Origin of the sequence: Papillibacter cinnamivorans DSM 12816, from assembly GCF_900176335.1 — a bacterium.
GTDB classification, from domain to species: Bacteria; Bacillota; Clostridia; order Oscillospirales; family Oscillospiraceae; genus Papillibacter; species Papillibacter cinnamivorans.
This window is the reverse complement of record NZ_FWXW01000010.1, coordinates 14,401-39,576: the sequence shown is the minus strand read 5'-3', so window position 1 is coordinate 39,576 and position 25,176 is coordinate 14,401. Positions and strand designations below refer to the sequence as shown.

The window sequence follows — 25,176 nt, the reverse complement described above, 5'->3', positions numbered from 1 at the left end:
CAACACAAAATCCAAAAATCTTTTCGCCGTTGGCGAAAAGGACAATGGCATTTTTTTGACAAGCTGAAGCGCCGCCCAAACCGGCTTTCCGGTTTGAGCGGCGCTCATGGTTTTATTATTCCGACGGGGGAGAAGCCGGTGTCCGGGGGTCTGCGGCAGCAGTATTCTTCTGCTGGTTTTCCAGGATCTGGTCCAGCTTTGCGTGCAGATCCTGAATGATGATCTCCGCCTTGAGATTGACTTTGTAGTCGTTTTCGGCCCGCTCCCGGTCCTTGGCCTCCTGGCGGTTCTGGCTCATCATGATGAGAGGGGCCTGGATCGCGGCGATGCAGGAGAGCACGAGATTTAAAAGAATGAAAGGATAGGAGTCAAAGGCGCGGGTCGCCAGAATTACGTTTATGACAATCCAGGTGCACAGGACAACGGAAAACCCGATGATAAAGGTCCAGCTTCCGGCGAAGGAGGCGAAAGCATCCGCTGCCTTCTGCCCGGGGGTGCTGCTGCTTTTCTGCTGCGGTTTCTGCGAGATCTTTTTTTCCAGCACAAGATGTATGATTTCCTCGTCCAGGAGTTCGTCGTCCATGTCGTCGATGATGTTTTTTACAATGTCCGACTTTGTCAGTTTTTCCATTCAGATCATCTCCCGATTCCCATCAGATTTATAAGGGAGGAAAGACCGCCGTGCCGGCGTGGCGGGAATAAACCAGGGCCGCGCGGTACATTTTTTCCGAGAGCATAAAGCTTATACCAGATCCAGAATCTCTTTCAGAACGGCGGTGCGGGGGAAGGACTCCTCCTGATCGGTGACGGTCAGCGCGCTGATGGTGATGGTAAAGGTGCCGGTGGCGCCGGTGGGGCCAAACTGGGTGAGAACGTCCTTGTTTTCGGTCAGAACGGGGTCCAGAACGACTTCTATATCCGACTCAGAAAGAGCAGGAATTTTGGCCATGGAGTCCTCGTCCAGATTCAGGGTGATGTATTCCCCCATGAGCCCCGAGGAGTCGGAGGACCAGGTTCCGCTGATGGTGACCTCTCCTGAAAATTTCACGGAGGTATAGTCCTCCGACTTTTCCACCGAGGAAACGGTCATTGCTCCGTACTGTTCGCCCTCCCGAACGGTGTCCATGGAGAACAGGTTTTCCGGCAGGGGTTCTCCCGTGGGAGAGGGAGAGGCTGTGGGCGCGGAAGAAGAGTTGCAGCCCGAGACCAGGACGAAGAGAAGGGCGGCGCTCATGACGAGGCAGGCGATTTTTTTCATTCGATTTTCAACTCCGATTCGGATTCCGGTTCGCGGCGGAGGGCCGGATTGCCGGGAATGACCTGCACTGGTTTCAGCAGCGGGACTCGGAACACAGATCGCTGTGCTCCGGGTGCTGGGAAAACCAGCGCACGGCGTACGAGCAGGTGGGGTAAGCCTTCTTTCCCTCGGCCCTGAGCTTTTCCACCAGAGCGAGGAGGAGCCTGTCCGCCACCTTTTGCCCCCTCAGCGAGGGAGACACATAAGTGTGGCAGATATTCACCATATTGTTTTCCATCGCGGGGAAATCCACTTCCGCCACGGTCTGTCCTTTTTCGTCCCGCAGCGTTATCGCATCGTTTGAAACATGAAAATCCAAAAAAACGACCTCCCTAATCTGCGCCCAACCTTCGTATGTGAAACCGGAAAGGGGGGGCGCTCTTTATTCTATCAAGGATAGCTTGCCCATTTTGCGTTCGCCGAACCGCATACGCGGCTGAGACGGAGCCAAAGGCTTTGGCTTTGCGGATATTATAGCACGAAGCCATTCTTCCGGCAATGGGTATCGAATCGGCGGCCGGAAAGTACAATTTTTCCGGCGGATAGGGAATAACCGTGGACAACCGTTAATACAATGAGGTAGACATGCCGGGAAGGCGGAGCCGGAACAGACCGGCAAAGCCGAGGCCCCGGACGGGGAGGGGGAGCGGACCGTTGTCCTGTGAAGAGTACGAAGCCAGGCGCTATGAGCTGGCCGCGGAGCTTCTGCCCCGGCGTCTGCGAAACGTGGCCCTGGGGCTCGACCCCGCGCGGCGGGGCACGGCCGAGGAATTCCGGCTGCGGGCCGGGCGGCCCCTCACCGCCGTATTTCCGGAAGGGGAGGAGGAACTACCCGGGGGAGCGGAAAGAGTGGTGCAGGGCAGCGACCTGAACCTTACCCTGGACATTGCCACCCAGCTTTCCGCCTATTCCAGCGTGGAGACCCTGCGAGCGGGGTATATCACGGTGCCCGGGGGATTTCGCATCGGCGTGTGCGGCACGGCGGTACTCAAGGACAGGGAGGTGAGCAACATCAAAAACGTCTCCTCTCTGGCCCTCCGGATTTCCCGGGAGCGAAAGGGAACGGCGGAGGAAGTGCTGGGGGCGCTGCGGGAAAACGGGCGGTTTCAAAGCACTTTGATCCTGTCTCCTCCGGGAGGGGGAAAGACCACCCTCCTGCGGGACCTGGTGCGGCTTCTCTCCGACGGGAGCACGGGAATGCCCGGATACCGGGTGGCCGTGGCGGACGAGCGGGGGGAAATCGCAGTATGCTACAACGGGACGCCACAAATGGATGTGGGAGCGCGGACGGACGTGCTGGATGCCTGCCCCAAGGCGGCGGGAATGATGATGCTCCTGCGGGCCATGAACCCCCAGATCATCGCAGCAGACGAGATCACGGCGCCCGAAGACATCAAGGCACTGGAGGCTGCGGCAAACTGCGGGGTGAAGCTGGCCGCCACAGCCCACGCCGAGGGGATACCGGACCTTCTGAGCAGGCCGGTGTACCGGAGCCTTTTATCGCTGGGCATCTTCAAAAAAGCGGTGGTGATCCGCATGGTGGAGGGGAAACGGCTCTTTACCGTGGAGGACGTGCCATGCTGCGGCTGATGGGAGCGGCCCTGGTGGCGGGGGGCGGCGCCATGGCGGGGTTTCTCGCCGTTTCGCGGCTGCGGGAACGGGTGCGGACCATTTCCTCGTTTCTGGGAGCGCTGGAGCTCATGGAGTCCGAAATCCGGTTCCGGCTGACGCCCATCCCGGAGCTGATGGAATTTCTGGCACAAAAAACGGGCGAGCCCGCCGCCTCTTTTTTCCGCACCTGCCGGCGGGAATGGGAGAAGCGGGAAGAGGAGAGCTTTTCCCGGATCTGGCAGAAGGGTCTGGAAACCCTGCTCCCGGCGGCGCCGGAAAGGGAAGTGCTGGACCAACTGGGAGAAATCCTGGGGCGGTACGACGTGGAAGGGCAGAGGCAGGCCATCGGATATGTCCGGCGCCGGCTGGAGGGCCTTCTCCGGCAGGCGGAGGAAGAGAGGAAGACCCGGGGCAGGGCCTATTTTGCCTCCGGATTTGCCGTGGGACTGTGTCTGGCCGTGATTTTACTGTAGTTGGGGATGGATTCGATGGATGTTGATCTGATTTTTCAAATCGCAGCAATCGGAATTCTGGTTTCGGTGCTCAATCAGGTGCTGATCCGCTCGGGGCGGGAGGAGCAGGCCATGATGACCACCCTGGCGGGTCTCGTGGTGGTGCTCATGATGCTGGTGCAGCAGATCAACCAGCTGTTCGGCATGGTGAAGACCCTGTTCGGATTTTAAGGATATGGAAGAAGTCCTGAAGGTGGCGGCAATCGGGGTCGCCGGCGCAATCTGCGCACTGGTGCTGAAACGGAACAGCCCGGAACTGGGGCTTGCCGTTACCCTGGCGGTGGGGGTGGTCATTCTCCTGGCGGCCCTGTCGGTGATCATGGGGATCGTGGAGTTCATCGAGGTGCTGGCGGACACGGCGGAGCTGGACAGCGATATCCTCGCGCCCCTCATGAAGACGGTGGGCATTGCCATCATCACCAAGGTGGCGGCAGAAATCTGCCGGGACGCCAAGGAAAACGCCATCGCATCCTTTGTGGAGACGGCGGGAAGCGCCGCCGCCATCTTTGTCGCCCTGCCGCTTTTAAAGTCGGTGCTGGAAATGATCACGTCGCTGATATCCTGAAATACATAGGTGAAGAAGATGAAACAGCTCATTGCGATTTTCGCCGTCCTCTGCCTGCTCACCACGGCGGCAGCCGCGGAGGGTTTCGACGATGCGGCCCGGCAGTCCGGAGCGCTGGACACCGGGACGCTGGAGGAGGCGGTGCCCTCCGGGGCGCAGGATCTTATGGACGGCGCGGAGATCGACCAGGGAGAGGACCTGGGCGGAGGCATCGCGGGGATCCTCCAAAACGCGGGGCGGGAACTGGAGAGCATTCTGAAGGGGAGCCTGCGCAGCGGGGTGCTCCTTTTATCGGTGGTGCTTCTGTGCGCGGTGGCCGGGAGCCTCTACGAGGGGACGGCTTCCAAAACGGCGGCCAATTTCGTGCCCACGGCGGGGACCCTGGCGGTGACCGCCATCGCGGTGGGAGATATCCACACTCTTATCGGACTGGGTTTGGAGACCATTTCCCAGATTGAAAACTTCTCCAAGGTGCTGCTTCCCACCCTGGCGGCGGCCACGGCGGCCAGCGGCAGTGTGGGCGGGGCGGCGGCGCGGCAGATGGCAACGGTTCTGTTCTCCGACGTGGTCTTAACGGCCATCGACCGGCTTCTCATGCCCCTGGTGTACGCCTATATCGCCGCCCAGGCGGCCAACGCGGCCATAGAAAATAACCTTCTGGGCCGGGTGGCGGGGATGCTTAAATGGGCGGTGACCACCATCCTAACCATGCTGCTGATCTGCTTTACCGGATATCTTACGGTGAGCGGAGCCATCGCGGGGACGGCGGACGCCGTGACCATCAAGGCGGCGAAGTTCGCCATGTCGGGGGCCGTCCCGGTGGTGGGGGGCATCATATCGGACGCCGCGGAAACGGTATTGGTGGGCGCGGGGGTCCTGCGAAACACCGTGGGCGTATTCGGGATGCTGACCATCCTCGCCATCTGCATCATCCCCTTTCTGCGGCTGGGCGTGCAGTACCTGATGTACAAGCTCACCGCCGCCATGGCCGGCACCGTGGGAGACGACCGGGTGGTACGGCTCATCGACGGGATCGGGGGCGCCTTCGGGCTGGTACTGGGAATGACGGGGGCCTGCGCCCTGATCCTGCTTATTTCCATTGTTTCCTCCGTGAAGGCGGTGACAGGATGACGGAGCTCCTTAGAAGCTGGTTGCTGGGGATCACCTGCGCCGCCGTGATACTGGCCCTGGCAAACGGGATCATGCCCGAGGGGGGCGTGAAAAAGATGGCCAGACTCACGGGAGGGCTTATTCTGATGCTGGCCATCTTAAAACCCGTTCTCACCCTGAAAACCGGAAGCCTGCCGGAGTATTTTCAAAATTACCAGGAGACGATGCAGGAATACGAGCTGGAGCTGGAGGAAGGGAACAGCATTCTTCTCGCCGACATCATAGAAGAGAAGACCGAAGCATATATATTGAAAAAAGCGGATGAGCTGGGGGTCGCCTGTGAGGTGAGGGTCCGGACGGAAACGGGAGAAGACGGGATCCCCTATCCCTACCGGGCGGAAATCGACGGGGACTGGAACGAGGCGCTCTCCGAAAGCATCGAGCAGGAGCTGAATATCCCGGCCTCCCGTCAGACGTGGAGCGGGAAAAAGGATGGTTGAACATGAAGCGGTTTAACTGGGGAGAGGGGCAGAAGCAGTTCGCCCGCCTCTTCGATAAGCTCAAATATGTCCTTCTGGTAATACTGGCGGGCGTTATTCTGATGATCGTGCCCTTCGGGAGCGGAGGAGACACGAAAAAGACGCAGGATTCCCAGGAGGAGAGTTTTTCCCTGGAGGAGACCGAACGGCGGATCGAGAAAGCCCTCTCCCAGATCCAGGGGGCCGGGGAGGTGACTTTGGTTCTTACAGTAAAATCGGGAACCGAGCGGGTGCTGGCCCAGGACGAGGAGATCTCCTATCAGGAGACGGGGGAGGACAAGGAGCTCAAGTCCTCCGTTACCAACGTGATCGTATCCCAGGGGTCTGGGGCGGAAGACACGGTGGTCACCAAGAGCATCCATCCGGAATACCAGGGAGCGCTGGCGGTGTGCCGGGGGGCGGGGGACGCGAAGGTCCGCCTTCAGGTGACCGCGGCCATCGCGGCCCTCACAGGCCTGGGGACGGACAAAATATCGGTGGTCCAAATGGAAGGGTAAGCAGGATAAAGGGTAAGCCCCGGCGGGTGTTCCGGGCGGGGATGGGCCGAAGAATAAAATTAGCCGGCCAATCCGGCGGAATGGAGAGAGAAGTATGTTCACAATCTGGAAACGAAACGCAGTGGTGATCACCGTTCTGGTCTTCGTGTGCGTGGCGGTCTATCTCAACTGGTCTTATACGCGGCTGGGGGATTCCCAGACGGGAAAGACGCTGGGCGAGGCGACACTGGTGGACGGAGAGGACGCGGGAGGCGCGGTGGACGAAGCCGACGTCTACGCCGACACCGACCTGGCCGACTATTTCGCCACCGCGCGGCTGACCCGGCAGCAGGCCCGGGACAGCGCCCTGGCGCTCCTCAACGAAACCGCCGCGGCGGATAACGCGGCCCAGAGCGTCCGTGACGAAGCCAACGAGAGCATCCAGGCCATGGCGGCATACACCCTGGCGGAGGCGCAGATCGAGAACCTTGTGACTGCCAAGGGATATGCCGACTGCATCGCCTTCATCAGCACGGACGGCATCAGCGTGGTGGTGGCACCGCCGGAGGGAGGGCTCACCACGGCGGACGTGGCCAAAATCACCGATATCATCACCGATCAGACCAGCTTTGCCACCGAGCAGATTAAGATTGTGGCGGCCAGCTGACGCAAGTTTCAGTCGGAAGGGCATAATATTCGCCGGGGGATTGTTTTTTGGGGAAGGTGTGGTAAAATAGGGGTACTGACGAAAGGAGCGTGGTCTCAGGTGGCCGACAACAAGGAATATATCTCCCAGCCAGTGGAAATGGGAAGTATCAATATATCTGAAGACGTAGTGGCGACCATCGCGGCGGCAGCCGCGGCGGAGGTGGAAGGCGTGAGCGGGCTTGCCGCCAACATCGGGAGCGATCTGGCGGAGCTCCTGGGGAAGAAGAACCTGTCCCGGGGGATCAAGCTTCAGATCACGGAAAACACCGTTTCCATCGATGTGCACGTGCTGGTGAAGTACGGGCAGATCATCCCCACCATTGCCAAAAGCATTCAGGACGCCGTGATGAGCAGCGTGGAGGCCATGACGGGCCTTACCGTTTCCGGCGTCAACGTGCACGTGGGCGGCGTCACCTTCGACAAGGAAAAACGTTCCGGCGACTGAGTCCCGATTGGCCGTACAACCCCTTTGCCCCGGGGCAAAGGGGTTTCCTGTTGCCATACGGAACCGTGATTTCACACGGGGCGGACGGCGCGGCGCACAGAAGGTTTTTGACATTCCGGGCCGGATTTTGTCAATCCGGAGGTTTATTTTTGCCGGAATATTGTTTATAATAATGTCTGATGGCTAAACCGCTCTGCGGTTTAGCCATGGGGCATAAGCTCCAGATTTCTCCGTACGCAGCGGCAAAGCGCCGTATACGGAGAAAATCGGGCATCGGTATCCATGCGTATCCGCCCTGAAGGCTCCTGCCCTTAAGGGGACGTGCAGGATTTTTGAACGAAAACGCTCAAGATTCCTGCGAATGAACAAAGCCGGTTTATCTTGGAGGCCTTGGCTTTCATAACTTGCGGCTTTGATCCGTACGCATTATAATACAGTTTATCGGATATACCCATCAAATTCCCGGCCGAAAGGCCCGCAGAGCCCGGCTTCTTCGGAAGGCCGGAGCCGGACAAGCTCCCGACGGGGAAGCGGAGGATATGGAATGACAAGAACGACCGCCCGAGAAATCGCGATCCACCTGTCCTATGAACTGGGATTTTCCAGCCTTACGGCGTCGGAGCTTATGGATCTGCGCCTGGATCCGGAAGTTTTCCGGACCCTGGAAGAGGAGGATGAGATTTACCGGGAGATGCCCAACGAAAAGCAACTCAAGTACATACGGCAGCTGGTCACCGGTGTGGGAGAGCACAGCGCGGAGCTGGACTCCTACATCGGGAAATACGCCGTGGGCTGGAGTTTTTCCCGCATTTCCCGGGTGGCCTCGGCCATCATGCGGGTGGCGATGTACGAGATCCTGTACATGCCGGAAATCCCTACCGGGGCGGCCATCAACGAAGCGGTGGAAATCGCCAAGAAATATGAGGAACCCGAGGTGGTCTCCTTCATCAACGGCATCCTGGGCACCTTTGTACGAAGAGAGTGCAACGAGTCCGGCCCGGAGGAAAACCGGGAATGAAGGCCTGCCTGGGATTGGACACCAGCAATTACAGGACGTCGGCCGCTCTTTTCGGAGCGGAGGGGCACAGGCAGGCGGGGCGCCTGCTCCCCGTGCCGGAGGGCGATCTCGGCCTGCGACAGTCCGACGCACTTTTCCTGCATCTGAAGGCCCTGCCGGAGGTGCTGGAAGAGCTCTTGGGAGCGGGGTTCCCCAAAGAGATTCGGGCCGCGGGAGCCAGTACGCAGCCCCGGCGGGCGGAGGGATCCTACATGCCCTGTTTTCTGGCGGGGGAAACCCTGGGACGGGGGATCGCCCTTTCCATGGGCATCCCGTTTTTTTCGTTTTCCCATCAGGAGGGGCACCTTGCCGCCGCCGCCTGGTCATCGGGACACGAGGAACTGCTGGACAGGCCGTTTCTCGCCTGGCATCTGTCGGGAGGCACCACGGAGCTTCTTTATGTGACGCCCCGGGAAGCGGCAGTGTCGGCGGAGCGGATCGGCGGAACGGAAGACCTGGCGGCAGGCCAGCTCATCGACAGGACGGGAAAACTCCTGGGAATGCGGTTTCCCGCAGGGCAGGAGCTGGACGCTTTGGCCGAAGCGGCTGAAAAGGATATATACTTTACGCCGAGGCTCCGAGGGCTGGAGTTTTCGCTATCGGGACTGGAAAACAAGGTCCATGAGCAGAGGGAGGCAGGGCGGAAGCCGGAGGAGATCGCCCGGTTTGCCGTTTCCTCCGTCGCCGCGGCGGCGGAGGCGGCCACGAAGGAGGCCCTTCGCCGGTATCCGGGGCTGCCGGTGCTTTTTTCCGGCGGCGTTTCCTCCAGCCGGGTGCTGCGGGAGAGACTCCGGGAAATCCCGGGAGCGATCTTCGCTCCGGCGGAGTTCAGCGGAGACAACGCCGCGGGGATCGCGCTGCTTTCTAACCGCGCTCTTGCGCGGGGATGAACCGGCCGCGGGGTATCCCACAGAGATTTATAAGGAAAGGAAGGGAGGGCCGGGATGCAGACGGGAAGGATTTACGAGGTATCCGAGGTCAACGAACATATCAAGGCCCTTCTGGACGAGGACGCGGCGCTGGCGGGAATATTCGTGCGGGGGGAGCTGTCCAATTATAAAATCTATCCTTCGGGACATCATTATTTTACGCTGAAGGATCCAGAGGGGACGCTGCGGAGCGTGATGTTCAAAAGCGCGGCGTCGAAACTGCGCTTCCGGCCGGAAAACGGGATGAAGGTGATCGCCTTCGGCCGGATCACAGTTTTCCCGAGAGACGGGCAGTATCAGCTCTACTGCAATGAGCTGACCCCGGACGGAGTGGGGGACCTTCACGTGGCCTTTGAGCAGCTGAAGGAGAAGCTTTTCAAGGAAGGCCTTTTTGACCAGCAGCATAAAAAGCCCCTGCCGGCCTACCCGGAGAGGATCGCCCTTATCACTTCCTCCGCGGGGGCCGCGGTGCGGGACATGATCCGGGTGCTGGGAAAACGGTATCCTCTGGCCAAGGTGATTGTCCTCCCCGTGCGGGTACAGGGGGAGGAGGCGCCGCCGGAAATCTGCGGGGCGCTGCGGTACGTAAACCAGTGGAAGCTGGCGGACCTCATCATCACGGGGCGGGGCGGGGGCTCCATCGAGGACCTCTGGGCCTTCAACGACGAGCGGGTGGCCCGGGCGATCTTCGCCTCCGGGATCCCGGTGATCTCCGCCGTGGGGCACGAGCCGGACGTGACCATTTCCGATTTCGTGGCCGACCTGCGGGCGGCGACACCCTCCAACGGGGCGGAGCTTGCGGTGCCGGACATGGCGGAACTGCAGATCCGGCTGCGGAACATGGAAACCAGAGCCGCCCAGGCTCTGGACCGGAAAATCAAGCTTGGCCGGGAGCGGCTGGAGAGACTTCGCCAGACCCGGTCGATGCTAAGTCCGCTCAACTATATCCAGGACAGAAGAATGGTGCTGGACTTTGACCAGGAACGGCTGGCAAACGCGATGCGAAACGCCGTGCACGGGCACCGGGAGCACTATGGGCGGCTGGCCGCCGCGCTGGACGCACTGAGTCCTCTGAAGGTGCTGGGCCGGGGATATTCCATCGCCCGGGGCCCGGCGGGAGAGATTTTAAAAGAATATACGCAGGTACACGAGGGAGACACCATCACCGTCACGCTCCAGCGGGGCAGGCTGGGCTGCACCGTGACGGAGCGGAAGAAATAGAACGGGGAGAAGACTATGGCGGAAAAGAAACTGAGCTTCGAGGATTCCATCACCAGGCTGGAGCAGATTGTAAAGCTCCTGGAAAAGGGGGACGCCCGCCTGGAGGATTCCTTGGCCCTCTTTGAGGAGGGAACGGGACTGCTCCGGCGGTGCGGCACCATGCTGGATAACGCCGAGCAAAAGGTGGTGCGCCTGATGAAGAGCGCCGACGGCACGCCCGCGGAAACCGAATTTCCTAAGGAATCAGTCTGATTAAAGGCAGTGAAAAGTATCAATGGAATATGAAGAGCGACTCCTGGAATACGGCAGGAAAACGGACGAAGCCCTGCGCGGCTGCTTTTCCAACAAGCCGGCCCACTGCGGGCTTTTCGAGGCTATGGAATACAGTCTTATGGCGGGGGGAAAACGCCTGAGGCCCGCACTGACTTTGGAATGCTGCCGGGTGTGCGGGGGCGAGATGGAAAAGGCGATTCCCTTTGCCTGCGCTGTGGAGCTTATCCACACCTATTCCTTAATTCACGACGATCTGCCGGCCATGGACAACGACGACTTCCGCCGGGGCAAGCCCACCAACCACCGGGTGTTCGGGGAAGCAGGCGCTATTCTCGCGGGGGACGCGCTGCAGACGGCGGCCTTCGAGGTTATGCTCCGGCCGGAGAGCGGGAGGGGCCTTCCGCCGGAGCGGGTGATTGCGGCGGCCAATACCCTGGCAAAGGCCGCCGGGGCCGAGGGCATGGCCGGAGGGCAGAGCATGGACGTGGCCTGCGAGGGACGCGGGCTTACCATAACGGACGTGAAGCAGATCCACCGGCTGAAAACGGGAGCCATGATCCGGGCCTCGGCGGAGATGGGCTGCATCATCGGCGGCGGCGGGGAAAAAGAGCTTGCCGCTCTGGGCCGGTACGCGGAAAAGATCGGCCTTGCCTTCCAGATCCGGGACGACATGCTGGACGTGGAGGGAAACGTCGAGACCCTGGGGAAAACCGCAGGATCGGACCGGGCAAACGAAAAAATCACATTTGTCACCCTCCTGGGCCTGGAGGAATGCCGGCGCCAGGTGGATCAATGCACTCTGGAGGCCAAGGACGCCCTCCGCGAGCTTCCCGAAGCGGGGTTTTTATGCTGGCTTGCGGACAAGCTGGCAAAACGGAACAAGTAGGACGTGACGGCATGAACTATGTAGCGTACTTCACATGCAACAAAATTCTGAATCTGGCCATTCTGGCATGGGTGGTGGCGCAGATCCTGAAGGTGCCGATCTACCGCTACACGGACAAGCGGTGGGACATCAAGATGGTTTTCGGCAGCGGAGGAATGCCAAGCTCCCACTCCGCCTTCGTGGTGGCCTGCGCCACGTCGGTGGGGAAGCTCTACGGCATCTCCTCGCCGCTGTTTGCCATTTCGGCGGTGGTGGCCGTGGTGGTGATGTACGACGCGTCCAACGTCCGGAGGGCGGCGGGAGAACAGGCCAAGGTCTTAAATTACATGATGGAGCACTGGTCGGAGATGAAGCCGGAGATCCTGGAAAAGGAACTGAAGGTAATGCTGGGGCACACGCCTTTCCAAGTGGCCGCGGGAGCCGTGCTGGGCCTGCTCATCGGGCTGCTGGCATAGCTGACCGCGGGAGGCGGACGATTACAAGCTACATAGAACGCTTGTAGAAGAAACAAAGACAATACTATCCAGGGACGCAGAGAACCCAGGAATACAGCGGATCGCCAAAAAGCGGGCGCGGAGAGGTAAAATCGCCTGAAATTGGCTTTTTCCTCCCTTGAATAAAACCGGATTCTATGGTAACATATCATAATACATAACAGCGGCGCAGTATCCTAGTCAGAGCTGCCGTCTTCTAAGAAGGGCCTAAAAATCCTTTTAAGGGCACATCGATGAAGTCTCTGGTGCCTGCTTTATACGCCCAGTATAGGGTGGGTGCTGGAGGTTAAGGCTTCAGGGCGATTTACAACGGCATGTGAAGCCCGACCCTGTTGCCGTGGAGACCTGTTCTTGTGGCCGGCCAGACTTCCAAGAGAATTTGTGAGACCGGGCACGAATCAGGGTTAAACCTGCAATGCGGTGCAAGTCAGCGCTGTGTGCAGAGTAGCCTGCCTTGAGTGGGTATGGCGGATGGAAGAGTTACGCACCTGCGGCCCCGGCCAGGGCAACGGGTGACATTGCTTCCTGAAACCATGCCTGCAAAAGAGGCTAAGAGACGGTTTGCCTGTTGTGGAAAACACCTAGGCTGTCTTTTTAAGGGCAGTGGAGGGATTACAGTGCGGACTAAGTGGCAGTCGGGTCTTGCCGGTGGCAACACGGCAGTCCGGAGTTTAATGGGAAACCGCCTGATCGGCAACGAGAGGCACTCCGGGGGGAAATCCAACCCAACCTAAGCCGTAAGATTTACCTCCATTGCCGCCACTGTTACTATTATGACGATTTATCCGCGGGAGGAGCGCTGCGCTCCTCCGCCGCGGGTTACGAAAGCGGCCCGACAGCTTTGGGAAATTCGACGGAGGATTCGTTTTGAAAAAGGACGACGGAGAGATTCAGGCCAAGACCGGAGGGAAGAAAAGACGAAAGCCTTCTCCCGGGACCATTCTGAAAAAAACGGATGTCCGCTGGATTATCAGGATTGTTCTTTTTTCCGTCGCCATGTCGGCCATATTGACCCTATTATCTGCGGAGGCTCTGGAGAATGCCGGTTATATACTGGCATTTACTGTGCTGGCCGCATTTATTTTGCTCGGTATTCTTTTCGACATCATCGGCGTGGCCGTGACGGCGGCGGACGAGAAACCCTTTCATTCCATGGCGGCCCACAAGCAGCCGGGTGCCATCGAATCTCTGCGCCTCATCCGCAACGCGGAAAAGGTTTCCAGCTTCTGCAACGACGTGGTGGGAGACATCGCCGGCATCATCAGCGGAACCACGGCGGCCATCATCGTGACAAAGCTGCAGCATGATCTGGCGACTCAGAACATCGCCATTTCCCTGGCGGTGTCGGGGGCGGTTTCCGGCCTTATGATCGGCGGCAAGGCGCTGGGAAAGACGGCGGCCATCAACAACAGCACCAACATCGTATATTTCGCGGGGCGCGTGACGCGGTTTTTCACCCACTGGGGGGACTGAAGCCTTTCCGGCGGGTCTGACGCAGCATGACGCCAGACTGATTTTATAGATTATTATCGGGATTCCTCCCGGTTCGGCGCAGTTTCAGAAAGCGAAATTTAAGCGCAAACCGGGACGGGAGGTGTATTACCATCATTCTGGAACAGATTCATTCGCCCGAAGACGTTAAACGGCTGGACGACAAGGAAACGGAAGCCCTCTGCAGAGAGCTGAGGGAGTTTTTGATTGAGAACGTGTCCCACACGGGGGGTCACCTGGCCTCCAACCTGGGAGTGGTAGAGCTGACGGTGGCGCTGCACAGGGTTTTCGATACCTGGAGGGACCGCCTGGTTTTCGACGTGGGGCACCAATGCTATATCCATAAGATCCTCACCGGAAGGAAGGACACTTTCGGGACGCTCCGCTCTTTCCAGGGCGTAGCCGGGTTCCCAAAGCCGGCGGAGAGCGAGCACGACGCCTTTATCGCGGGGCACGCCTCTACCTCGGTGTCGGTGGCGCTGGGAATGGCCCGGGCCAGGACCATCCGGGGGGAGCATTATTCCGTGGTGGCGGTGCTGGGGGACGGAGCCCTTACGGGAGGCCTTGCCTACGAAGGTCTCAACGACGCCGGGGAGTCGGGGGAGCCACTCATCGTAGTGCTCAACGACAACGGCATGTCCATCACGGAAAACGTGGGAGGCATCGCCAGCCACCTGGCGCGGCAGAGGGTGAAGCCCCAGTATTTCGAGTTCAAGAAGACTTACCGGCGGATCATGGGCGTGATTCCCGGCGGAAAACGGATCTACCGGGTCACCCATCGGGTGAAGACGGCGGTGAAGAAAGCTCTCTGGCCCTGCAGCATGTTCGAGGACATGGGCTTTACCTACCTGGGCCCCGTGGACGGGCACGACATCAAGAAGCTCACCTATCTTCTCCAGTGGGCAAGGCAGATCAACACCACAGTACTGATCCATGTACGCACGGTGAAGGGGAAGGGGTATCCCTTCGCGGAGGAGCATCCCAATGAGTTCCACGGGATCTCCCGGTTCCAGATCGAAACCGGAGAGCCCATATGCGCTTCCGGAAAGAGCTTTTCCGGCGTCTTCGGGGAGACCATGCTGAAGCTTGCCGAAAAAGACCCCCGGGTGTGCGCGGTGACCGCCGCCATGCAGTCGGGCACGGGACTGGACGAATTCTCCTCCCGGTATCCCAAGCGCTTTTTCGACGTGGGGATCGCGGAGGGCCATGCCACGGCGATGTGCGCCGGTATGGCCAAGCAGGGGCTGCTGCCCGTCTTTGCCGTTTACTCCAGCTTTCTGCAGCGGGCTTACGACATGCTGCTCCACGACGTGGCTATTTCCGGGCTCCACGTGGTTTTCGCGGTGGACCGGGCTGGGCTCGTGGGAGAGGACGGAGAGACCCATCAGGGGGCTTTCGACGCGTCCTTCCTTGCCCAGGTGCCGGGTATGACCGTTTTATGCCCTGCAAGTTACGGAGAATTATCCTCCATGCTGGAATACGCCCTGTTTGAATGTTCCGGCCCCGTGGCGGTGCGCTATCCCAGGGGCTGCGAGGGGAATTACCGGGGCAAGTGGGGCCGGGGAACCCACGCGGTTCTGCGCCGGGGTAAGGACATCACCCTGGCGGGGTACGGCGTTATGGTCAATGAACTGACGGAGGCGGCGGAGCTTCTGGAAGCCGAAGGAATCTCGGCGGAGGTTCTCAAGCTGGATTCTATCGCACCTCTGGATTATGACGCGGTCCTGGATTGCGCACTTCGAACGGGGCGGCTTCTGGTGGCGGAGGAGTCCATTCAGGAGGGCTCCGTGGGAATGCGCATCGGAGCGGAGGCGGCTAAGCGGGGCATCTGCCTGAAGAATTTTGCCCTGAAAAATCTCGGCAACGTATTCATTCCCCACGGCTCGGTGCCGGAGCTTCTGGCCATGTGCGGCCTGAACGGGAAGGGCATCGCCGAAACGGCAGGGGAGATGTGCCATGACAGATAAGGTCAGGCTGGACGTTCTCCTTTGCTCCCGGGCCCTGGCGGAGAGCCGGGAGAGGGCGCGGAGCACCATCATGAGCGGCCTTGTATACGTAAACGGCCAAAAGTCGGACAAGCCGGGAACGCTGGTTTCCGAGACCGCCCAGGTGGAGGTGCGGGGGAACCCGATCCCCTTTGTGAGCCGGGGAGGGCTCAAGCTCCAAAAGGCGCTGGACTATTTCGGCGTCGATCCGAAAGGACTTACGGCGATCGACGTGGGCGCCTCCACGGGGGGCTTTACCGACTGTCTTCTGAAGCGCGGCGCGGAAAAGGTTTTCGCCGTGGACGTGGGATACGGGCAGCTGGCCTGGAGCGTGCGCACCGATCCGCGAGTGGTGCCCATGGAGCGGACCAATATCCGGTACCTTACCCCGGGAGCTCTGGGAGGGGCCCCGGACCTTGCGGTGATCGACGTGTCTTTTATTTCCCTGCGCCTTGTGCTTCCGGTTGCGGCGAAACTTTTAAAGCCCGGGGGGCATGCCCTCTGCCTTATCAAGCCTCAGTTTGAGGCGGGAAAGGAAAAGGTAGGCAAAAAGGGAGTCGTACGGGATCCCGAGGTCCATCTGGAGGTGTTGGAAGGATTTTTGAAAAACGCCTCCGAGGCGGGTTTTTCAGTCCTTGGCATCACCCATTCTCCCATCCGGGGGCCGGAGGGGAATATCGAGTACCTGGGATACCTGTCTCTGGGTTCGGGAGAGCCCTTCGCGGGCGATCTGAAAGCTTTGGTCCGGCAGTCCCACGACGAAACGGGAATGGACGCCGGATCATGACGGACGCAGGTTTAAAAAGTAAAGTGAAGGCGGGGAGGTTACCGGTTTGAATCCGCTAAAAAAAATAATTCTCTGCCCCAACCCCTTCCGGGATAGGGGCCTGAAGGCGGCGCTGCAGGCCGCCGAGATTCTGGGAAATGCCGGCATAGGAACCGCCGTGTGTCTTCCGTTTCCGGTCAACGGGGAGGCGGGGCTTCCGGAAGGGGTTGTAATTCAGCCGCTTCCGACGGCGCTGCGGGGAGCCGATCTCATCATCTGCTTCGGGGGAGACGGGACGATTCTCCACGTGGCCAAGGAGGCCGCGAATCACCGGATCCCGGTGCTGGGCGTCAACATGGGAAGCATCGGCTTTATGGCGGAGCTGGAGAGCGGGGAACTGCACCTGCTGTCAAAGCTGGCCCGGGGGGAATGCCGCCGGGAGGCCCGGATGATGATCGACATCCAGGTGCTGCGGGCAGGAAAACGGGTGTACCAGAACATCGCACTCAACGACGCGGTGATCACCAAAGGCGCGATCGCGAGGATCATCGAGCTTTCGGTTTTCAGCAGCGGAGCGCTTATTTCTTCTTTTTCCGGTGACGGAGTGATTATTTCCACTCCAACAGGCTCCACGGCCTATTCCATGTCGGCGGGAGGGCCCATCGTGGAGCCTACGGCGGAAAACATCCTGGTGACCCCTATCTGCGCCCACACCCTGGCGGCGAAATCCTTCGTTCTGTCCCAGGACAGGGCGGTGAAGACGGTGGTGGGCGCGCTGATGCACAAGTCCGCCTATCTGTCGGTGGACGGAGGCCGGGCCTTCCGTCTTTATTCCAGCGATGAGGTACTGATCCGCAAATCCGACAAGCAAACGACCCTCGTCTGTCTGTCCGACAACAGTTTTTACGAGGTAATCAAACGAAAATTCAGCAAACAGGGGGAGCCGGTATGAAATCTGAGCGGCAGGCCAGAATTCTGGACATCATCGAGAGCGAGGAAATCGAGACCCAGGACCAGCTTTTAGAGAGACTGCGGGAAAACGGATTCAGCAGCACTCAGGCAACAATTTCCAGAGACATCAAGGCCCTGCACCTGGTAAAGGAGCTGACGGGACACGGCACGTACAAATACGCCGTTTCCGTACGGAAAAATTCCCTCAACTTCGCGGGGAGGCTGCGCACCATCTTCCGGGAGAGCGTCACCTCTTTTGACAGCGCCCAGAATATCGTGGTCATCAAGACCATGCCGGGGCTTGCTTCGGCGGCATGCGCCGCCCTGGATTCCATGGAAATCGGATATATGGTGGGAAGCCTGGCCGGAGACGACACGGCTCTTCTCATCATGCGGGACGCCGCTTCTGCCGCGTCCTTCTGCGAAGATATCAAGAGCATGATTGAATAATCCCGCCGGAACCGGCGCAAAGACCGCGGAGCGGACGGTCCGGGAGGAATCGTTCTCAGGGGGGTGAGGGAATGCTCTCGCTGCTTCATATCGAAAATATCGCCGTCATCGAGCGGGCGGACATCCTGTTCGAGCCGGGGTTCAACGTACTTACCGGCGAGACCGGAGCGGGAAAGTCCATCGTTATCGACGCCATCGGCGCGGTCACCGGGGAGCGGGCTTCCCGGGACCTGGTGCGCACGGGAGAGAACTGCGCATCGGTGAGCGCCGTGTTCTGCGCCCTGCCCGAAAATCCCTTTTTCCGGGAAATCGGGGCGGAGAGCGACGAGGACGGGAACCTCTTGCTGCAGCGGGAAATCTTCGCCGACGGGCGGAACGTGTGCAGGATCAACGGCCGTCCCGTGACGGTGTCTCAGCTTCGCGCCCTGGGGAGCTTTCTCATCCAGATCCACGGGCAGCACGAGGGACTGAAGCTTTTAAACGAGCAGAACCACTTGGGGTATCTGGATCTCTTCGGGAAGACGGATAAAGAGCTTTCGGAATACCGGGCGCGGTATGAAGCCCTCGCCGCCATTGAGGGGGAGATCCGTGCCCTCCATATGGACGAGGCGGAAAAGGCTCGGAGGACGGACCTGCTGCGCCATCAAATCGCGGAGCTGGAGCGGGCGGAGCTTCAGGCCGGGGAGGAAGAGGGGCTGGAAGCCCGGAGAAATATCCTGCGGAACGCCGAAAGGATCACCGAGGCGGTGGAAACCGCCCACGCGTGCCTTTCCGGGGACGAGGACACCGGAGGAGCGGCATCCCTTCTTGCCGAAGCGGAGCGGGCCTTCACGCCGGCCGCCCGGGTGAACGGGGAGATGGCGGCGCTCTCGGAAAAGCTAACGGAGCTTCGATATTTGGCCCAGGACGCGGCCGAGGAGATCCGGGATCTGAAATACGGACTGGAATTTTCCCCCGAGGAGCTGAACCAGCTGGAAGGACGGCTGGCCCTTCTGGGAAAACTGAAGAAAAAATACGGAGAAACCTCGGAGCAGATGCTCGCCACTCTGCAAAAGCGCAGGACCGAGCTGGAGGAAATCGAGTTTGCCGACGACACGGTACGGCGGCTGGAGGAAAAACGGGAAAAAGCGGCCGCTCTCGTCAAAGAAGCGGCGGAGGCTCTTTCCAAAGTCAGAAGGAGCGCGGCGGAAGTTCTGGAAGGACGGATCTTATCCGAACTTTCGCAGCTGGACATGCCGAAGGTGCGCTTTGAAGCGGAGTTTTCCGCCAAAGAGCCGGGCGCGGCGGGGTGGGACGAGGTGCGTTTCCTGATGTCCGCCAACGTGGGGGAGGCCCTGCGGCCCATGAACAAGGTCGCTTCCGGCGGGGAGCTTGCCCGGATCATGCTGGCGATGAAAAACGCCCTGGCGGACGGGGACGGGGCGACGCTCATCTTCGACGAGGTGGATGCGGGCGTGAGCGGACGGGCGGCCCAGCGGGTGGCGGAAAAGCTCTTTCAGGTTTCCCGGGGCAGGCAGGTGCTGTGCGTGACCCATCTGCCGCAAATCGCCGCTATGGCGGACAGCCATTTCTCCGTGGAAAAGGGCGAAGCGGGAGGCCGGACCCAGACAGGGGTTTCTCTTCTGGACAAGGAGCGGCGGAAAGAGGAGCTGGCCAGGATCACGGGAGGAGCGCAGATCACCGATATCACGCTCTCGGGAGCGGCTGAGCTTCTGGAGGCGGCAGAAGCATATAAAATCAGAATAGAGAGGGAAGCAAAATGACCGTATTCGACGAGCTGAAGGTAAGGGGCCTCATCGCCCAGATGACCGACGAGGAGGAGACGAGAGACCTCATCAACAGCGGGAAGGCCATATTTTATATCGGGTTCGACCCCACGGCGGACAGCCTCCATGTGGGCCATTTTATGGGCCTTTCCATCATGCGCCGTCTGCAGCTGGCGGGAAACAAGCCCATCGCCCTCATCGGCGGGGGAACCACCATGGTGGGAGATCCCTCGGGCAGGACCGACATGCGCCAGATGATGACCCTGGAGCAGATCGCCGTTAACGCGGAACGGTTCAAGGTCCAGATGGAACGGTTCATCGACTTCTCTAACGGCCGGGCGCTGATGGTGAACAATGCCGACTGGCTTTTAAACCTCAACTATGTGGAGTTTCTCCGGGAGATCGGGGTGCATTTTTCCGTCAACCAGATGCTCACGGCGGAATGTTACCGGGCGAGGATGGAAAAGGGACTTTCCTTCCTGGAGTTCAATTATATGCTGATGCAGAGCTACGACTTCTACTACATGCACCAGAAGTACGGCTGCAACCTCCAGTGCGGAGGGGACGACCAGTGGTCCAACATTTTGGGAGGAACGCGGCTGATCCGCAAAAAAACGGGTGACAATGCATATGGCTTTACATTCACTCTGCTGCTTACGTCTGAAGGGAAGAAGATGGGAAAAACCCAGTCGGGAGCCGTATGGCTGGATCCCAACAAAACGCCGCCCTACGACTTTTATCAGTACTGGCGCAACGTGGACGACGCGGATGTCATCAAATGCCTTAAGCTTCTGACCTTCGTGCCCCTGGAGGAGATCGACGCCCTGGCCGCCCTGGAGGGAAGCGGACTCAACCGGGCCAAGGAGGTGCTGGCCTACGAGCTCACCAGCCTCATTCACGGGGAGGCCGAGGCCAAAGCAGCCCAGGAAACGGCCCGGGGGCTTTTCTCCGGTGGCGGTGACCTGGAGAACATGCCCACTACGGAATTGTCCGAAGAGGATTTCAAAGATGGCAGCATCGACGCGGTGAGCCTGCTCCTCAAGTGCGGCCTTGCCGGGACCCGGAACGACGCCAAGCGGCTGATCGAGCAGGGAGGCATTGAGGCTGAAGGAGTAAAGTTAAACACCTTTACTGAAAAATTTGGCAAAGAAGTCTTCTCCGGTGACGGAATGATAGTGAAAAAGGGGAAGAAGATTTTCCACCGGGCGATATTGAAATAAGATTTTTCATGTAGATAGAAATTACCCCGGGGCTTCGGCTCCGGGGTAATTTTATTTTTTAATATACTGACTATCGGCAGTTTCTAACGCATGGACAGTCCGGTGGCAAGCACTCTGTTTTTGAGCCCATGATCGGAACTTCCCGTATCCTGGGTTGTGAGACTCAATTTGTCTGCTAAAAAGTGCTCTTTGCGGCGTTTGAGAAGATGAAGGTACTGTACCTTTCCGGCGCGGGAGAAAGCGGTTGCGATATCACAGAACGTGGGTTATACTGGGAATAGAAGGTAATACTGGATTTTGTCCAGCGGAGGATTGCCGGATTCCGGAGCGGCTGCAGGAAGAAAAAATACGATCTGCCATAAGAAATGGAGGCGTTTTATGTCGATTCAACAGGGGCTTGCGCCATTTATCCTCGCCGCCGGATTCATAGCGGCCGGCCTGCTCATCGTGTGGGTTGTTAATAGAAAGATGGACGCCTCCCAAGCGGACCGATTTGGGGGCATCGGCCATTTCTTAGCGGTATTGGGTACTTTCTTCGGGTTTCAATTGCGAATTCCCGAGTACAAGCACGGAAACGACTCGCTGCCCGGGCCCGTATTATTTTCTCTAATGTTCGGCATATATGTATCGCTGTATGTTTTGGTCAGTACCTATACGCAATACCGGAAAAATCGCGACGATGCGCAGCTTGCCCAAAAGCTGATCAAAGAATCGGTCGTAGGTTTTCTTGGCTCAGCATTCGTTTTTGTTTTGTCTATAGTTTGGGAATTTATCCAATGTTCAACGTAATACGCAGGCGCATACAGGGCGCAGCGGCGGCGGGTCTTTACAGGCCTTGGGTAGCTGCTATTTGACAGAGACTGCACAAACCGTCCCTCGTTCAAGGGGGCGGTTTGCCTTATTGCATTTAAGACTTGATTTACAAGGGGGTTGGAAGGAGTACGCGCTCCGCTGGGGTGCCTTTTCCGTTTTGGGAAAAGGCACGAAAAGCAAACCAAGGGGGCCGCGGCCCCTTTGGATCCCCAGGGAAGGATCCTCCGGCAGGCGCTCTTAATGAGTAATTTACTTTTGGCAGTCTTGAACGCATGGACAGCTCTATGGCAAGAGGCCTGTTTTTCAGCCCACGATCGGGACTCTCCGGGTTTTGGCCTGTGGGGCTCAATGAGTCTGCGAAAACGTACTCTTTGCGACATTTGAGAGGATGGGCTGATTATCCCTTTTCGGCGACTGCCAGCGTGGGGAAGACAGTTGCGATGGCGGAGGGATTGGGCTATACTGGGATAGAAAGATAATATTGGATGTCACGAAAGCGGAGTATTAAAAAAAGGGGGGTATTATGGTCCTTTTTATTGTTTTCGGCGCGGCTATGCTGGCGGGAATACTGATCCTGAATCTTATGATGGACACAGAGCGGATCAGGCTTTACGAACTGCTTGTCAGGGCGGTCTGCGGTGTCGGGATGGTGGTCGGACTTAACCGGGACTTCTCTTCCGCCCTTCGTGCCGGGGGCGAACCCGATTATGTGCTTTTTTTGCTGTTGACGGGGCTGCTGATCTTCCCGCAGTTTCTGGCAAGCGATTACATACAGTACCGGAAGAAGCCGGACGATATTAAAATGGCTCAACATACAGTACGGATGGCGGTCGCATGGGTGGCGACGACTTTGGGGATGATCGCCGTGACTATTTGGTTTCATCTTGCTTTTTGATATCGGATGTTTGGCATAATTTGCCCAGGAGTTAACCCCTGGGCATTTTCTATTTTTTATATACGAAAGGTTTGGACGGAGGCTCCGCGTTTCCGACCAAGCCTTTCGGAATCAATCTTTCCAGTAATAGTTTTAAAGGAGAACGAGTATTACGCGCCTCCGGCGGGGGTTCCTTTTTCCACTCGCCGGGAAAAAGGAACTAAAAAGCGGCGCCAAGAGGCTCCGGCCCCTTGGATTCCCATAGAGGGCTTTGCGGCAAGCGCGCCTCCGAAAGAACCGAGCCATTGGCAGGAAGAACCGCCCGGACAACTCAAAATACAGAAATTCTCAATTTCAGCCCGCGACCGGCCCTCCGAAAACCGGTCTCAGCGGCTCAGAAAATTTGCAATAACCTACTGATTGCAATGTTGAAGAAGAACTGCACATCAAACTTCATTCCTGACAAGTTGACATAACATTAAAAACAGCGAAACAGAGCATTTTTATCCTAAAATGTCCCTAAATCGGAAAACCCAGAAGAAAGCCAATCCTCTTAAACGCGCACAAAGCAAGTTTTCGCAGACTCATTTAGTCCTAAAATCTTCAATACGGAGAGCCCCGATCGCGGGCTGAAAAAAAGACCTCTTGCCATAGAGCCGTCCGTGCGTTCGAAACTGCCAATAGTCAATTACTCATTAAGAGCGTCCACAGAAGCACCCTCCCCGGAGATCCAAGCGGTCGAAGCCTCTTGGTCTGTTTTTGGTGACTTTTTGAAGAAACAAAAAGTTACCCCCAGCGGGGAGCGCGCTGCTCTCGTCCAAGATTTTCGGAATCATTTTCCAATAAAGATTTTAAAGAGGACGAAAGGTATACAGATTTTGAATGTAGGTTAGACCTACGCGGGGTAACTTATGATTCCAACGGATTATTATTAGGAGAAAACAATAGCCCCCGTCCTTTTCGGACGGGGGCGCTGCTGTTGGGACAAATAGACCGAATTATACGGAGGCCACCAGGTCCTCCATGGTGTAAAGGCCGGGGTGCTTGCGGGAAGCGAGGAAGGCGGCGGCGCGGACGGCGCCGGCGGCGAAGACCTCCCGGGAGAGGGCAGAATGCCGGATCTCGATGATCTCGTCGCGGCCGGCGAAGAGCACCTCGTGATCCCCCACGATGGTGCCGCCCCGCATGGCGCTGATGCCGATCTCCTGTTTTCCACGGGGATGGCGCACGCTGTGCCGGTCGTAGACGTACTCGGGCTCGTAGGGGAGAGCTTCGGAAAGGGCGTCGGCAATCATAAGGGCGGTGCCGCTGGGGGCGTCCACCTTCCGGTTATGATGCCGTTCCAGCACCTCGATGTCCCAGCCGGAGCCCACGATTTTCGCGGCCCGGCGGACCAGATCCAGAAGGATATTCACGCCCAAAGACATGTTGGCGGATTTGAAGACGGGAATGGTCTCCGCGGCCGCGCGGATCTCGTCCAACTGGTCGGCGGAGTAACCGGTGGTGCAGAGGACCACGGGAAGCTTGCGCTTGACGCAGTAAGCCAGCAGGGGAGTGAGGGCGGAGGCGTTGGAGAAATCCACCACCACGTCGGCGCTGCCCTGATATTCCATGGGAGCGGCATAAACCGGATAGGAGGAGCGCTTGGCGGTATTGACATCAAAGCCGGCCACCGCAGTGATCCCTTCCTCCGCCTCGCAGATGGAGGTGACCACCTGGCCCATGCGCCCGTTGCAGCCGGAAATAACGACCTTCAGCATTGTTACACCTTCTTTTACAGTTCTTTGGTTAGGAAGAAGCGGGGAACCGCGTGTTTTCGGCTCCCCGCGCTGTTTTCGTTAAAATTTCAGAATTTTACGCCGTAATTCTTCATGGCGTTTACCAGCACCGGAAGGTTCTTGGCGGTCATTTCGCAAAGAGGCAGGCGCACTTCGCCCACATCCATGCCCATGAGGTTCATGGCGGCTTTGATGGGAATGGGGTTAACCTCCACAAAGAGTGCGTCGATGAGGTCCATCATACGGATCTGCATGGCGGAAGCCTCGGCAAATTTGCCCTCCAGGCACAGATGGGTCATCTGGGCCATGTCGGCGGGGAGCATGTTGGCCACCACGGAGATGACGCCCTTGGCGCCCAGAGACATGAGGGGGACCACCTGGTCGTCGTTGCCGGACCAGATGTTCAGTTCGTCGCCGCAGAGAAGGCGGGTGTGGGCGGCCAGCGAGAAGTTCCCGGAGGCCTCCTTGACGCCGTTGATCAGGGGATGCTTGGACAGCTCCCGATAGGTGTCCGCGGTGAAGGACAGGCCGGTGCGGGAGGGAACGTTATAGAGGATAATGGGGATGTTCACCCGATCGGCTATGTAAGTAAAGTGACGGACAAGGCCCGCCTGTGTGGTTTTGTTGTAATAGGGGGTGACCATGAGAAGAGCGTCTGCCCCGGAGGCCTCGGCATGCTGAGAGAGGTAGACGGCGGCCTTGGTGTCGTTGCTTCCGGTGCCGGCGATCACCTTGACCCGGTGATTGGTGTGCTCCACGCAGAACTTTATAACCTCCAGATGCTCCTCGATGCTCTGGGTAGAGGCCTCGCCGGTGGTGCCGCAGATCACGATGGAATCGGTCCCGCCGTTTATCTGGAAGTCAATGAGTTCGGCAAGCTTGGAATAGTCCACGCCTTCTCCCCGGAAGGGAGTGATAATGGCAACGCTGGATCCTTCAAATACTGGTGTTTTCAACGG

Annotated in this window: 29 protein-coding genes; 24 read left to right on the top strand and 5 right to left on the bottom strand. The window is 58.7% G+C overall.

Features of this window, described 5'->3' with window-relative positions:
* Window positions 1–115: 115 nt before the first annotated feature.
* From B9A13_RS12355 to B9A13_RS12345, 3 genes are all read right to left on the bottom strand, one after another.
* Window positions 116–631 carry a DUF1003 domain-containing protein gene (locus B9A13_RS12355; protein WP_084235471.1) on the bottom strand — a complete coding sequence of 172 codons (516 nt, stop codon included), beginning with the start codon at window positions 629–631 and terminating at the stop codon, window positions 116–118.
* Between the two features lie 111 nt (window positions 632–742).
* The gene (locus tag B9A13_RS12350) at window positions 743–1,258 is read right to left on the bottom strand and encodes a hypothetical protein (RefSeq protein WP_084235470.1); all 516 of its coding nucleotides are present in this window, start codon (window positions 1,256–1,258) and stop codon (window positions 743–745) included.
* A 73-nt stretch (window positions 1,259–1,331) separates the two neighbouring features.
* Window positions 1,332–1,616, bottom strand: coding sequence for a GNAT family N-acetyltransferase (locus B9A13_RS12345; protein ID WP_084235469.1), 285 nt, complete (start codon window positions 1,614–1,616; stop codon window positions 1,332–1,334).
* Between the two features lie 335 nt (window positions 1,617–1,951).
* Here B9A13_RS12345 and spoIIIAA point away from each other — a divergent pair, with 335 nt between their 5' ends.
* The 24 genes from spoIIIAA to B9A13_RS12225 all read left to right on the top strand — a co-directional run bounded on the left by spoIIIAA (window position 1,952) and on the right by B9A13_RS12225 (window position 22,460).
* Window positions 1,952–2,887 carry a stage III sporulation protein AA gene (gene spoIIIAA, locus B9A13_RS12340; protein ID WP_242942860.1) on the top strand — a complete coding sequence of 312 codons (936 nt, stop codon included), beginning with the start codon at window positions 1,952–1,954 and terminating at the stop codon, window positions 2,885–2,887.
* Window positions 2,875–3,381, top strand: coding sequence for a stage III sporulation protein AB (locus tag B9A13_RS12335; RefSeq protein WP_084235467.1), 507 nt, complete (start codon window positions 2,875–2,877; stop codon window positions 3,379–3,381). Before spoIIIAA ends, B9A13_RS12335 begins: the two co-directional genes overlap by 13 nt.
* A 15-nt stretch (window positions 3,382–3,396) precedes the next feature.
* Window positions 3,397–3,591: a stage III sporulation protein AC gene (gene spoIIIAC, locus B9A13_RS12330; protein WP_084235466.1), complete on the top strand. Its 195-nt coding sequence runs from the start codon at window positions 3,397–3,399 to the stop codon at window positions 3,589–3,591.
* A 4-nt stretch (window positions 3,592–3,595) separates the two neighbouring features.
* The gene (locus B9A13_RS12325; RefSeq protein WP_084235465.1) at window positions 3,596–3,985 is read left to right on the top strand and encodes a stage III sporulation AC/AD family protein; all 390 of its coding nucleotides are present in this window, start codon (window positions 3,596–3,598) and stop codon (window positions 3,983–3,985) included.
* A gap of 18 nt (window positions 3,986–4,003) precedes the next feature.
* Window positions 4,004–5,116, top strand: coding sequence for a stage III sporulation protein AE (locus B9A13_RS12320; protein WP_084235464.1), 1,113 nt, complete (start codon window positions 4,004–4,006; stop codon window positions 5,114–5,116).
* Window positions 5,113–5,595 (top strand): stage III sporulation protein AF, encoded by a 483-nt coding sequence (locus tag B9A13_RS12315; RefSeq protein WP_084235463.1) that lies wholly within the window; start codon window positions 5,113–5,115, stop codon window positions 5,593–5,595. Before B9A13_RS12320 ends, B9A13_RS12315 begins: the two co-directional genes overlap by 4 nt.
* A 2-nt stretch (window positions 5,596–5,597) precedes the next feature.
* A complete protein-coding gene (locus B9A13_RS12310; protein ID WP_084235462.1) occupies window positions 5,598–6,131 on the top strand; it encodes a hypothetical protein in 534 nt (177 codons plus the stop codon).
* 94 nt (window positions 6,132–6,225) lie between these two features.
* Entirely contained in the window at window positions 6,226–6,777 is a 552-nt protein-coding gene (locus B9A13_RS12305; protein ID WP_084235461.1) for a SpoIIIAH-like family protein, read from the top strand.
* 99 nt (window positions 6,778–6,876) lie between these two features.
* Entirely contained in the window at window positions 6,877–7,263 is a 387-nt protein-coding gene (locus tag B9A13_RS12300) for an Asp23/Gls24 family envelope stress response protein (protein ID WP_084235460.1), read from the top strand.
* A 544-nt stretch (window positions 7,264–7,807) separates the two neighbouring features.
* Window positions 7,808–8,281, top strand: a complete 474-nt coding sequence (gene nusB / locus B9A13_RS12295; RefSeq protein ID WP_084235459.1) for a transcription antitermination factor NusB — start codon at window positions 7,808–7,810, stop codon at window positions 8,279–8,281.
* Window positions 8,278–9,210 (top strand): tRNA (adenosine(37)-N6)-threonylcarbamoyltransferase complex transferase subunit TsaD, encoded by a 933-nt coding sequence (locus B9A13_RS12290; protein ID WP_084235458.1) that lies wholly within the window; start codon window positions 8,278–8,280, stop codon window positions 9,208–9,210. The genes nusB and B9A13_RS12290 overlap by 4 nt, the downstream gene beginning before the upstream one ends.
* A 54-nt stretch (window positions 9,211–9,264) precedes the next feature.
* Entirely contained in the window at window positions 9,265–10,470 is a 1,206-nt protein-coding gene (xseA, locus tag B9A13_RS12285) for an exodeoxyribonuclease VII large subunit (protein WP_084235457.1), read from the top strand.
* Window positions 10,471–10,485: 15 nt separating this feature from the next.
* On the top strand, window positions 10,486–10,722 hold the full coding sequence (locus tag B9A13_RS12280) for an exodeoxyribonuclease VII small subunit (RefSeq protein WP_084235456.1): 237 nt from the start codon (window positions 10,486–10,488) through the stop codon (window positions 10,720–10,722).
* Between the two features lie 22 nt (window positions 10,723–10,744).
* Window positions 10,745–11,629: a polyprenyl synthetase family protein gene (locus tag B9A13_RS12275; protein WP_084235455.1), complete on the top strand. Its 885-nt coding sequence runs from the start codon at window positions 10,745–10,747 to the stop codon at window positions 11,627–11,629.
* 11 nt (window positions 11,630–11,640) lie between these two features.
* Entirely contained in the window at window positions 11,641–12,084 is a 444-nt protein-coding gene (locus B9A13_RS12270) for a divergent PAP2 family protein (protein ID WP_084235454.1), read from the top strand.
* A 906-nt stretch (window positions 12,085–12,990) separates the two neighbouring features.
* Window positions 12,991–13,596 carry a hypothetical protein gene (locus B9A13_RS12265; RefSeq protein ID WP_242942859.1) on the top strand — a complete coding sequence of 202 codons (606 nt, stop codon included), beginning with the start codon at window positions 12,991–12,993 and terminating at the stop codon, window positions 13,594–13,596.
* A gap of 125 nt (window positions 13,597–13,721) precedes the next feature.
* Complete coding sequence (gene dxs, locus B9A13_RS12260) at window positions 13,722–15,581, top strand: 1-deoxy-D-xylulose-5-phosphate synthase (protein WP_341456035.1); 1,860 nt, start codon at window positions 13,722–13,724, stop codon at window positions 15,579–15,581.
* Window positions 15,571–16,386, top strand: a complete 816-nt coding sequence (locus B9A13_RS12255; protein ID WP_084235452.1) for a TlyA family RNA methyltransferase — start codon at window positions 15,571–15,573, stop codon at window positions 16,384–16,386. Before dxs ends, B9A13_RS12255 begins: the two co-directional genes overlap by 11 nt.
* 46 nt (window positions 16,387–16,432) lie before the next feature.
* On the top strand, window positions 16,433–17,317 hold the full coding sequence (locus B9A13_RS12250; protein WP_084235451.1) for an NAD(+)/NADH kinase: 885 nt from the start codon (window positions 16,433–16,435) through the stop codon (window positions 17,315–17,317).
* Window positions 17,314–17,766, top strand: coding sequence for an arginine repressor (locus B9A13_RS12245; protein WP_084235450.1), 453 nt, complete (start codon window positions 17,314–17,316; stop codon window positions 17,764–17,766). Before B9A13_RS12250 ends, B9A13_RS12245 begins: the two co-directional genes overlap by 4 nt.
* Before the next feature lie 71 nt (window positions 17,767–17,837).
* Window positions 17,838–19,529: a DNA repair protein RecN gene (gene recN / locus B9A13_RS12240; protein WP_084235449.1), complete on the top strand. Its 1,692-nt coding sequence runs from the start codon at window positions 17,838–17,840 to the stop codon at window positions 19,527–19,529.
* The gene (tyrS, locus tag B9A13_RS12235) at window positions 19,526–20,752 is read left to right on the top strand and encodes a tyrosine--tRNA ligase (RefSeq protein WP_084235448.1); all 1,227 of its coding nucleotides are present in this window, start codon (window positions 19,526–19,528) and stop codon (window positions 20,750–20,752) included. Before recN ends, tyrS begins: the two co-directional genes overlap by 4 nt.
* Before the next feature lie 378 nt (window positions 20,753–21,130).
* The gene (locus B9A13_RS12230) at window positions 21,131–21,541 is read left to right on the top strand and encodes a hypothetical protein (RefSeq protein WP_084235447.1); all 411 of its coding nucleotides are present in this window, start codon (window positions 21,131–21,133) and stop codon (window positions 21,539–21,541) included.
* Window positions 21,542–22,088: 547 nt separating this feature from the next.
* Entirely contained in the window at window positions 22,089–22,460 is a 372-nt protein-coding gene (locus B9A13_RS12225) for a hypothetical protein (RefSeq protein WP_084235446.1), read from the top strand.
* Between the two features lie 977 nt (window positions 22,461–23,437).
* On the opposite strand, the gene dapB is transcribed toward B9A13_RS12225, so the two are convergent.
* On the bottom strand, window positions 23,438–24,199 hold the full coding sequence (gene dapB, locus B9A13_RS12220) for a 4-hydroxy-tetrahydrodipicolinate reductase (RefSeq protein WP_084235445.1): 762 nt from the start codon (window positions 24,197–24,199) through the stop codon (window positions 23,438–23,440).
* Between the two features lie 86 nt (window positions 24,200–24,285).
* The gene (gene dapA / locus B9A13_RS12215) at window positions 24,286–25,173 is read right to left on the bottom strand and encodes a 4-hydroxy-tetrahydrodipicolinate synthase (protein ID WP_084235444.1); all 888 of its coding nucleotides are present in this window, start codon (window positions 25,171–25,173) and stop codon (window positions 24,286–24,288) included.
* Between the last annotated feature and the right edge of the window lie 3 nt (window positions 25,174–25,176).

Coding starts and splice junctions, on each gene's coding strand:
- B9A13_RS12255 (WP_084235452.1), top strand. CDS start 15,571: ATGACAGATAAGGTCAGGCTGGACGTTCTCCTTTGCTCCCGGGCCCTG.
- B9A13_RS12325 (WP_084235465.1), top strand. CDS start 3,596: ATGGAAGAAGTCCTGAAGGTGGCGGCAATCGGGGTCGCCGGCGCAATC.
- B9A13_RS12290 (WP_084235458.1), top strand. CDS start 8,278: ATGAAGGCCTGCCTGGGATTGGACACCAGCAATTACAGGACGTCGGCC.
- B9A13_RS12335 (WP_084235467.1), top strand. CDS start 2,875: ATGCTGCGGCTGATGGGAGCGGCCCTGGTGGCGGGGGGCGGCGCCATG.
- B9A13_RS12315 (WP_084235463.1), top strand. CDS start 5,113: ATGACGGAGCTCCTTAGAAGCTGGTTGCTGGGGATCACCTGCGCCGCC.
- B9A13_RS12310 (WP_084235462.1), top strand. CDS start 5,598: ATGAAGCGGTTTAACTGGGGAGAGGGGCAGAAGCAGTTCGCCCGCCTC.
- tyrS (WP_084235448.1), top strand. CDS start 19,526: ATGACCGTATTCGACGAGCTGAAGGTAAGGGGCCTCATCGCCCAGATG.
- B9A13_RS12305 (WP_084235461.1), top strand. CDS start 6,226: ATGTTCACAATCTGGAAACGAAACGCAGTGGTGATCACCGTTCTGGTC.
- B9A13_RS12355 (WP_084235471.1), bottom strand. CDS start 631: ATGGAAAAACTGACAAAGTCGGACATTGTAAAAAACATCATCGACGAC.
- B9A13_RS12225 (WP_084235446.1), top strand. CDS start 22,089: ATGGTCCTTTTTATTGTTTTCGGCGCGGCTATGCTGGCGGGAATACTG.
- recN (WP_084235449.1), top strand. CDS start 17,838: ATGCTCTCGCTGCTTCATATCGAAAATATCGCCGTCATCGAGCGGGCG.
- B9A13_RS12320 (WP_084235464.1), top strand. CDS start 4,004: ATGAAACAGCTCATTGCGATTTTCGCCGTCCTCTGCCTGCTCACCACG.
- B9A13_RS12275 (WP_084235455.1), top strand. CDS start 10,745: ATGGAATATGAAGAGCGACTCCTGGAATACGGCAGGAAAACGGACGAA.
- nusB (WP_084235459.1), top strand. CDS start 7,808: ATGACAAGAACGACCGCCCGAGAAATCGCGATCCACCTGTCCTATGAA.
- spoIIIAC (WP_084235466.1), top strand. CDS start 3,397: ATGGATGTTGATCTGATTTTTCAAATCGCAGCAATCGGAATTCTGGTT.
- B9A13_RS12270 (WP_084235454.1), top strand. CDS start 11,641: ATGAACTATGTAGCGTACTTCACATGCAACAAAATTCTGAATCTGGCC.
- dapB (WP_084235445.1), bottom strand. CDS start 24,199: ATGCTGAAGGTCGTTATTTCCGGCTGCAACGGGCGCATGGGCCAGGTG.
- B9A13_RS12280 (WP_084235456.1), top strand. CDS start 10,486: ATGGCGGAAAAGAAACTGAGCTTCGAGGATTCCATCACCAGGCTGGAG.
- B9A13_RS12350 (WP_084235470.1), bottom strand. CDS start 1,258: ATGAAAAAAATCGCCTGCCTCGTCATGAGCGCCGCCCTTCTCTTCGTC.
- B9A13_RS12245 (WP_084235450.1), top strand. CDS start 17,314: ATGAAATCTGAGCGGCAGGCCAGAATTCTGGACATCATCGAGAGCGAG.
- B9A13_RS12230 (WP_084235447.1), top strand. CDS start 21,131: ATGTCGATTCAACAGGGGCTTGCGCCATTTATCCTCGCCGCCGGATTC.
- xseA (WP_084235457.1), top strand. CDS start 9,265: ATGCAGACGGGAAGGATTTACGAGGTATCCGAGGTCAACGAACATATC.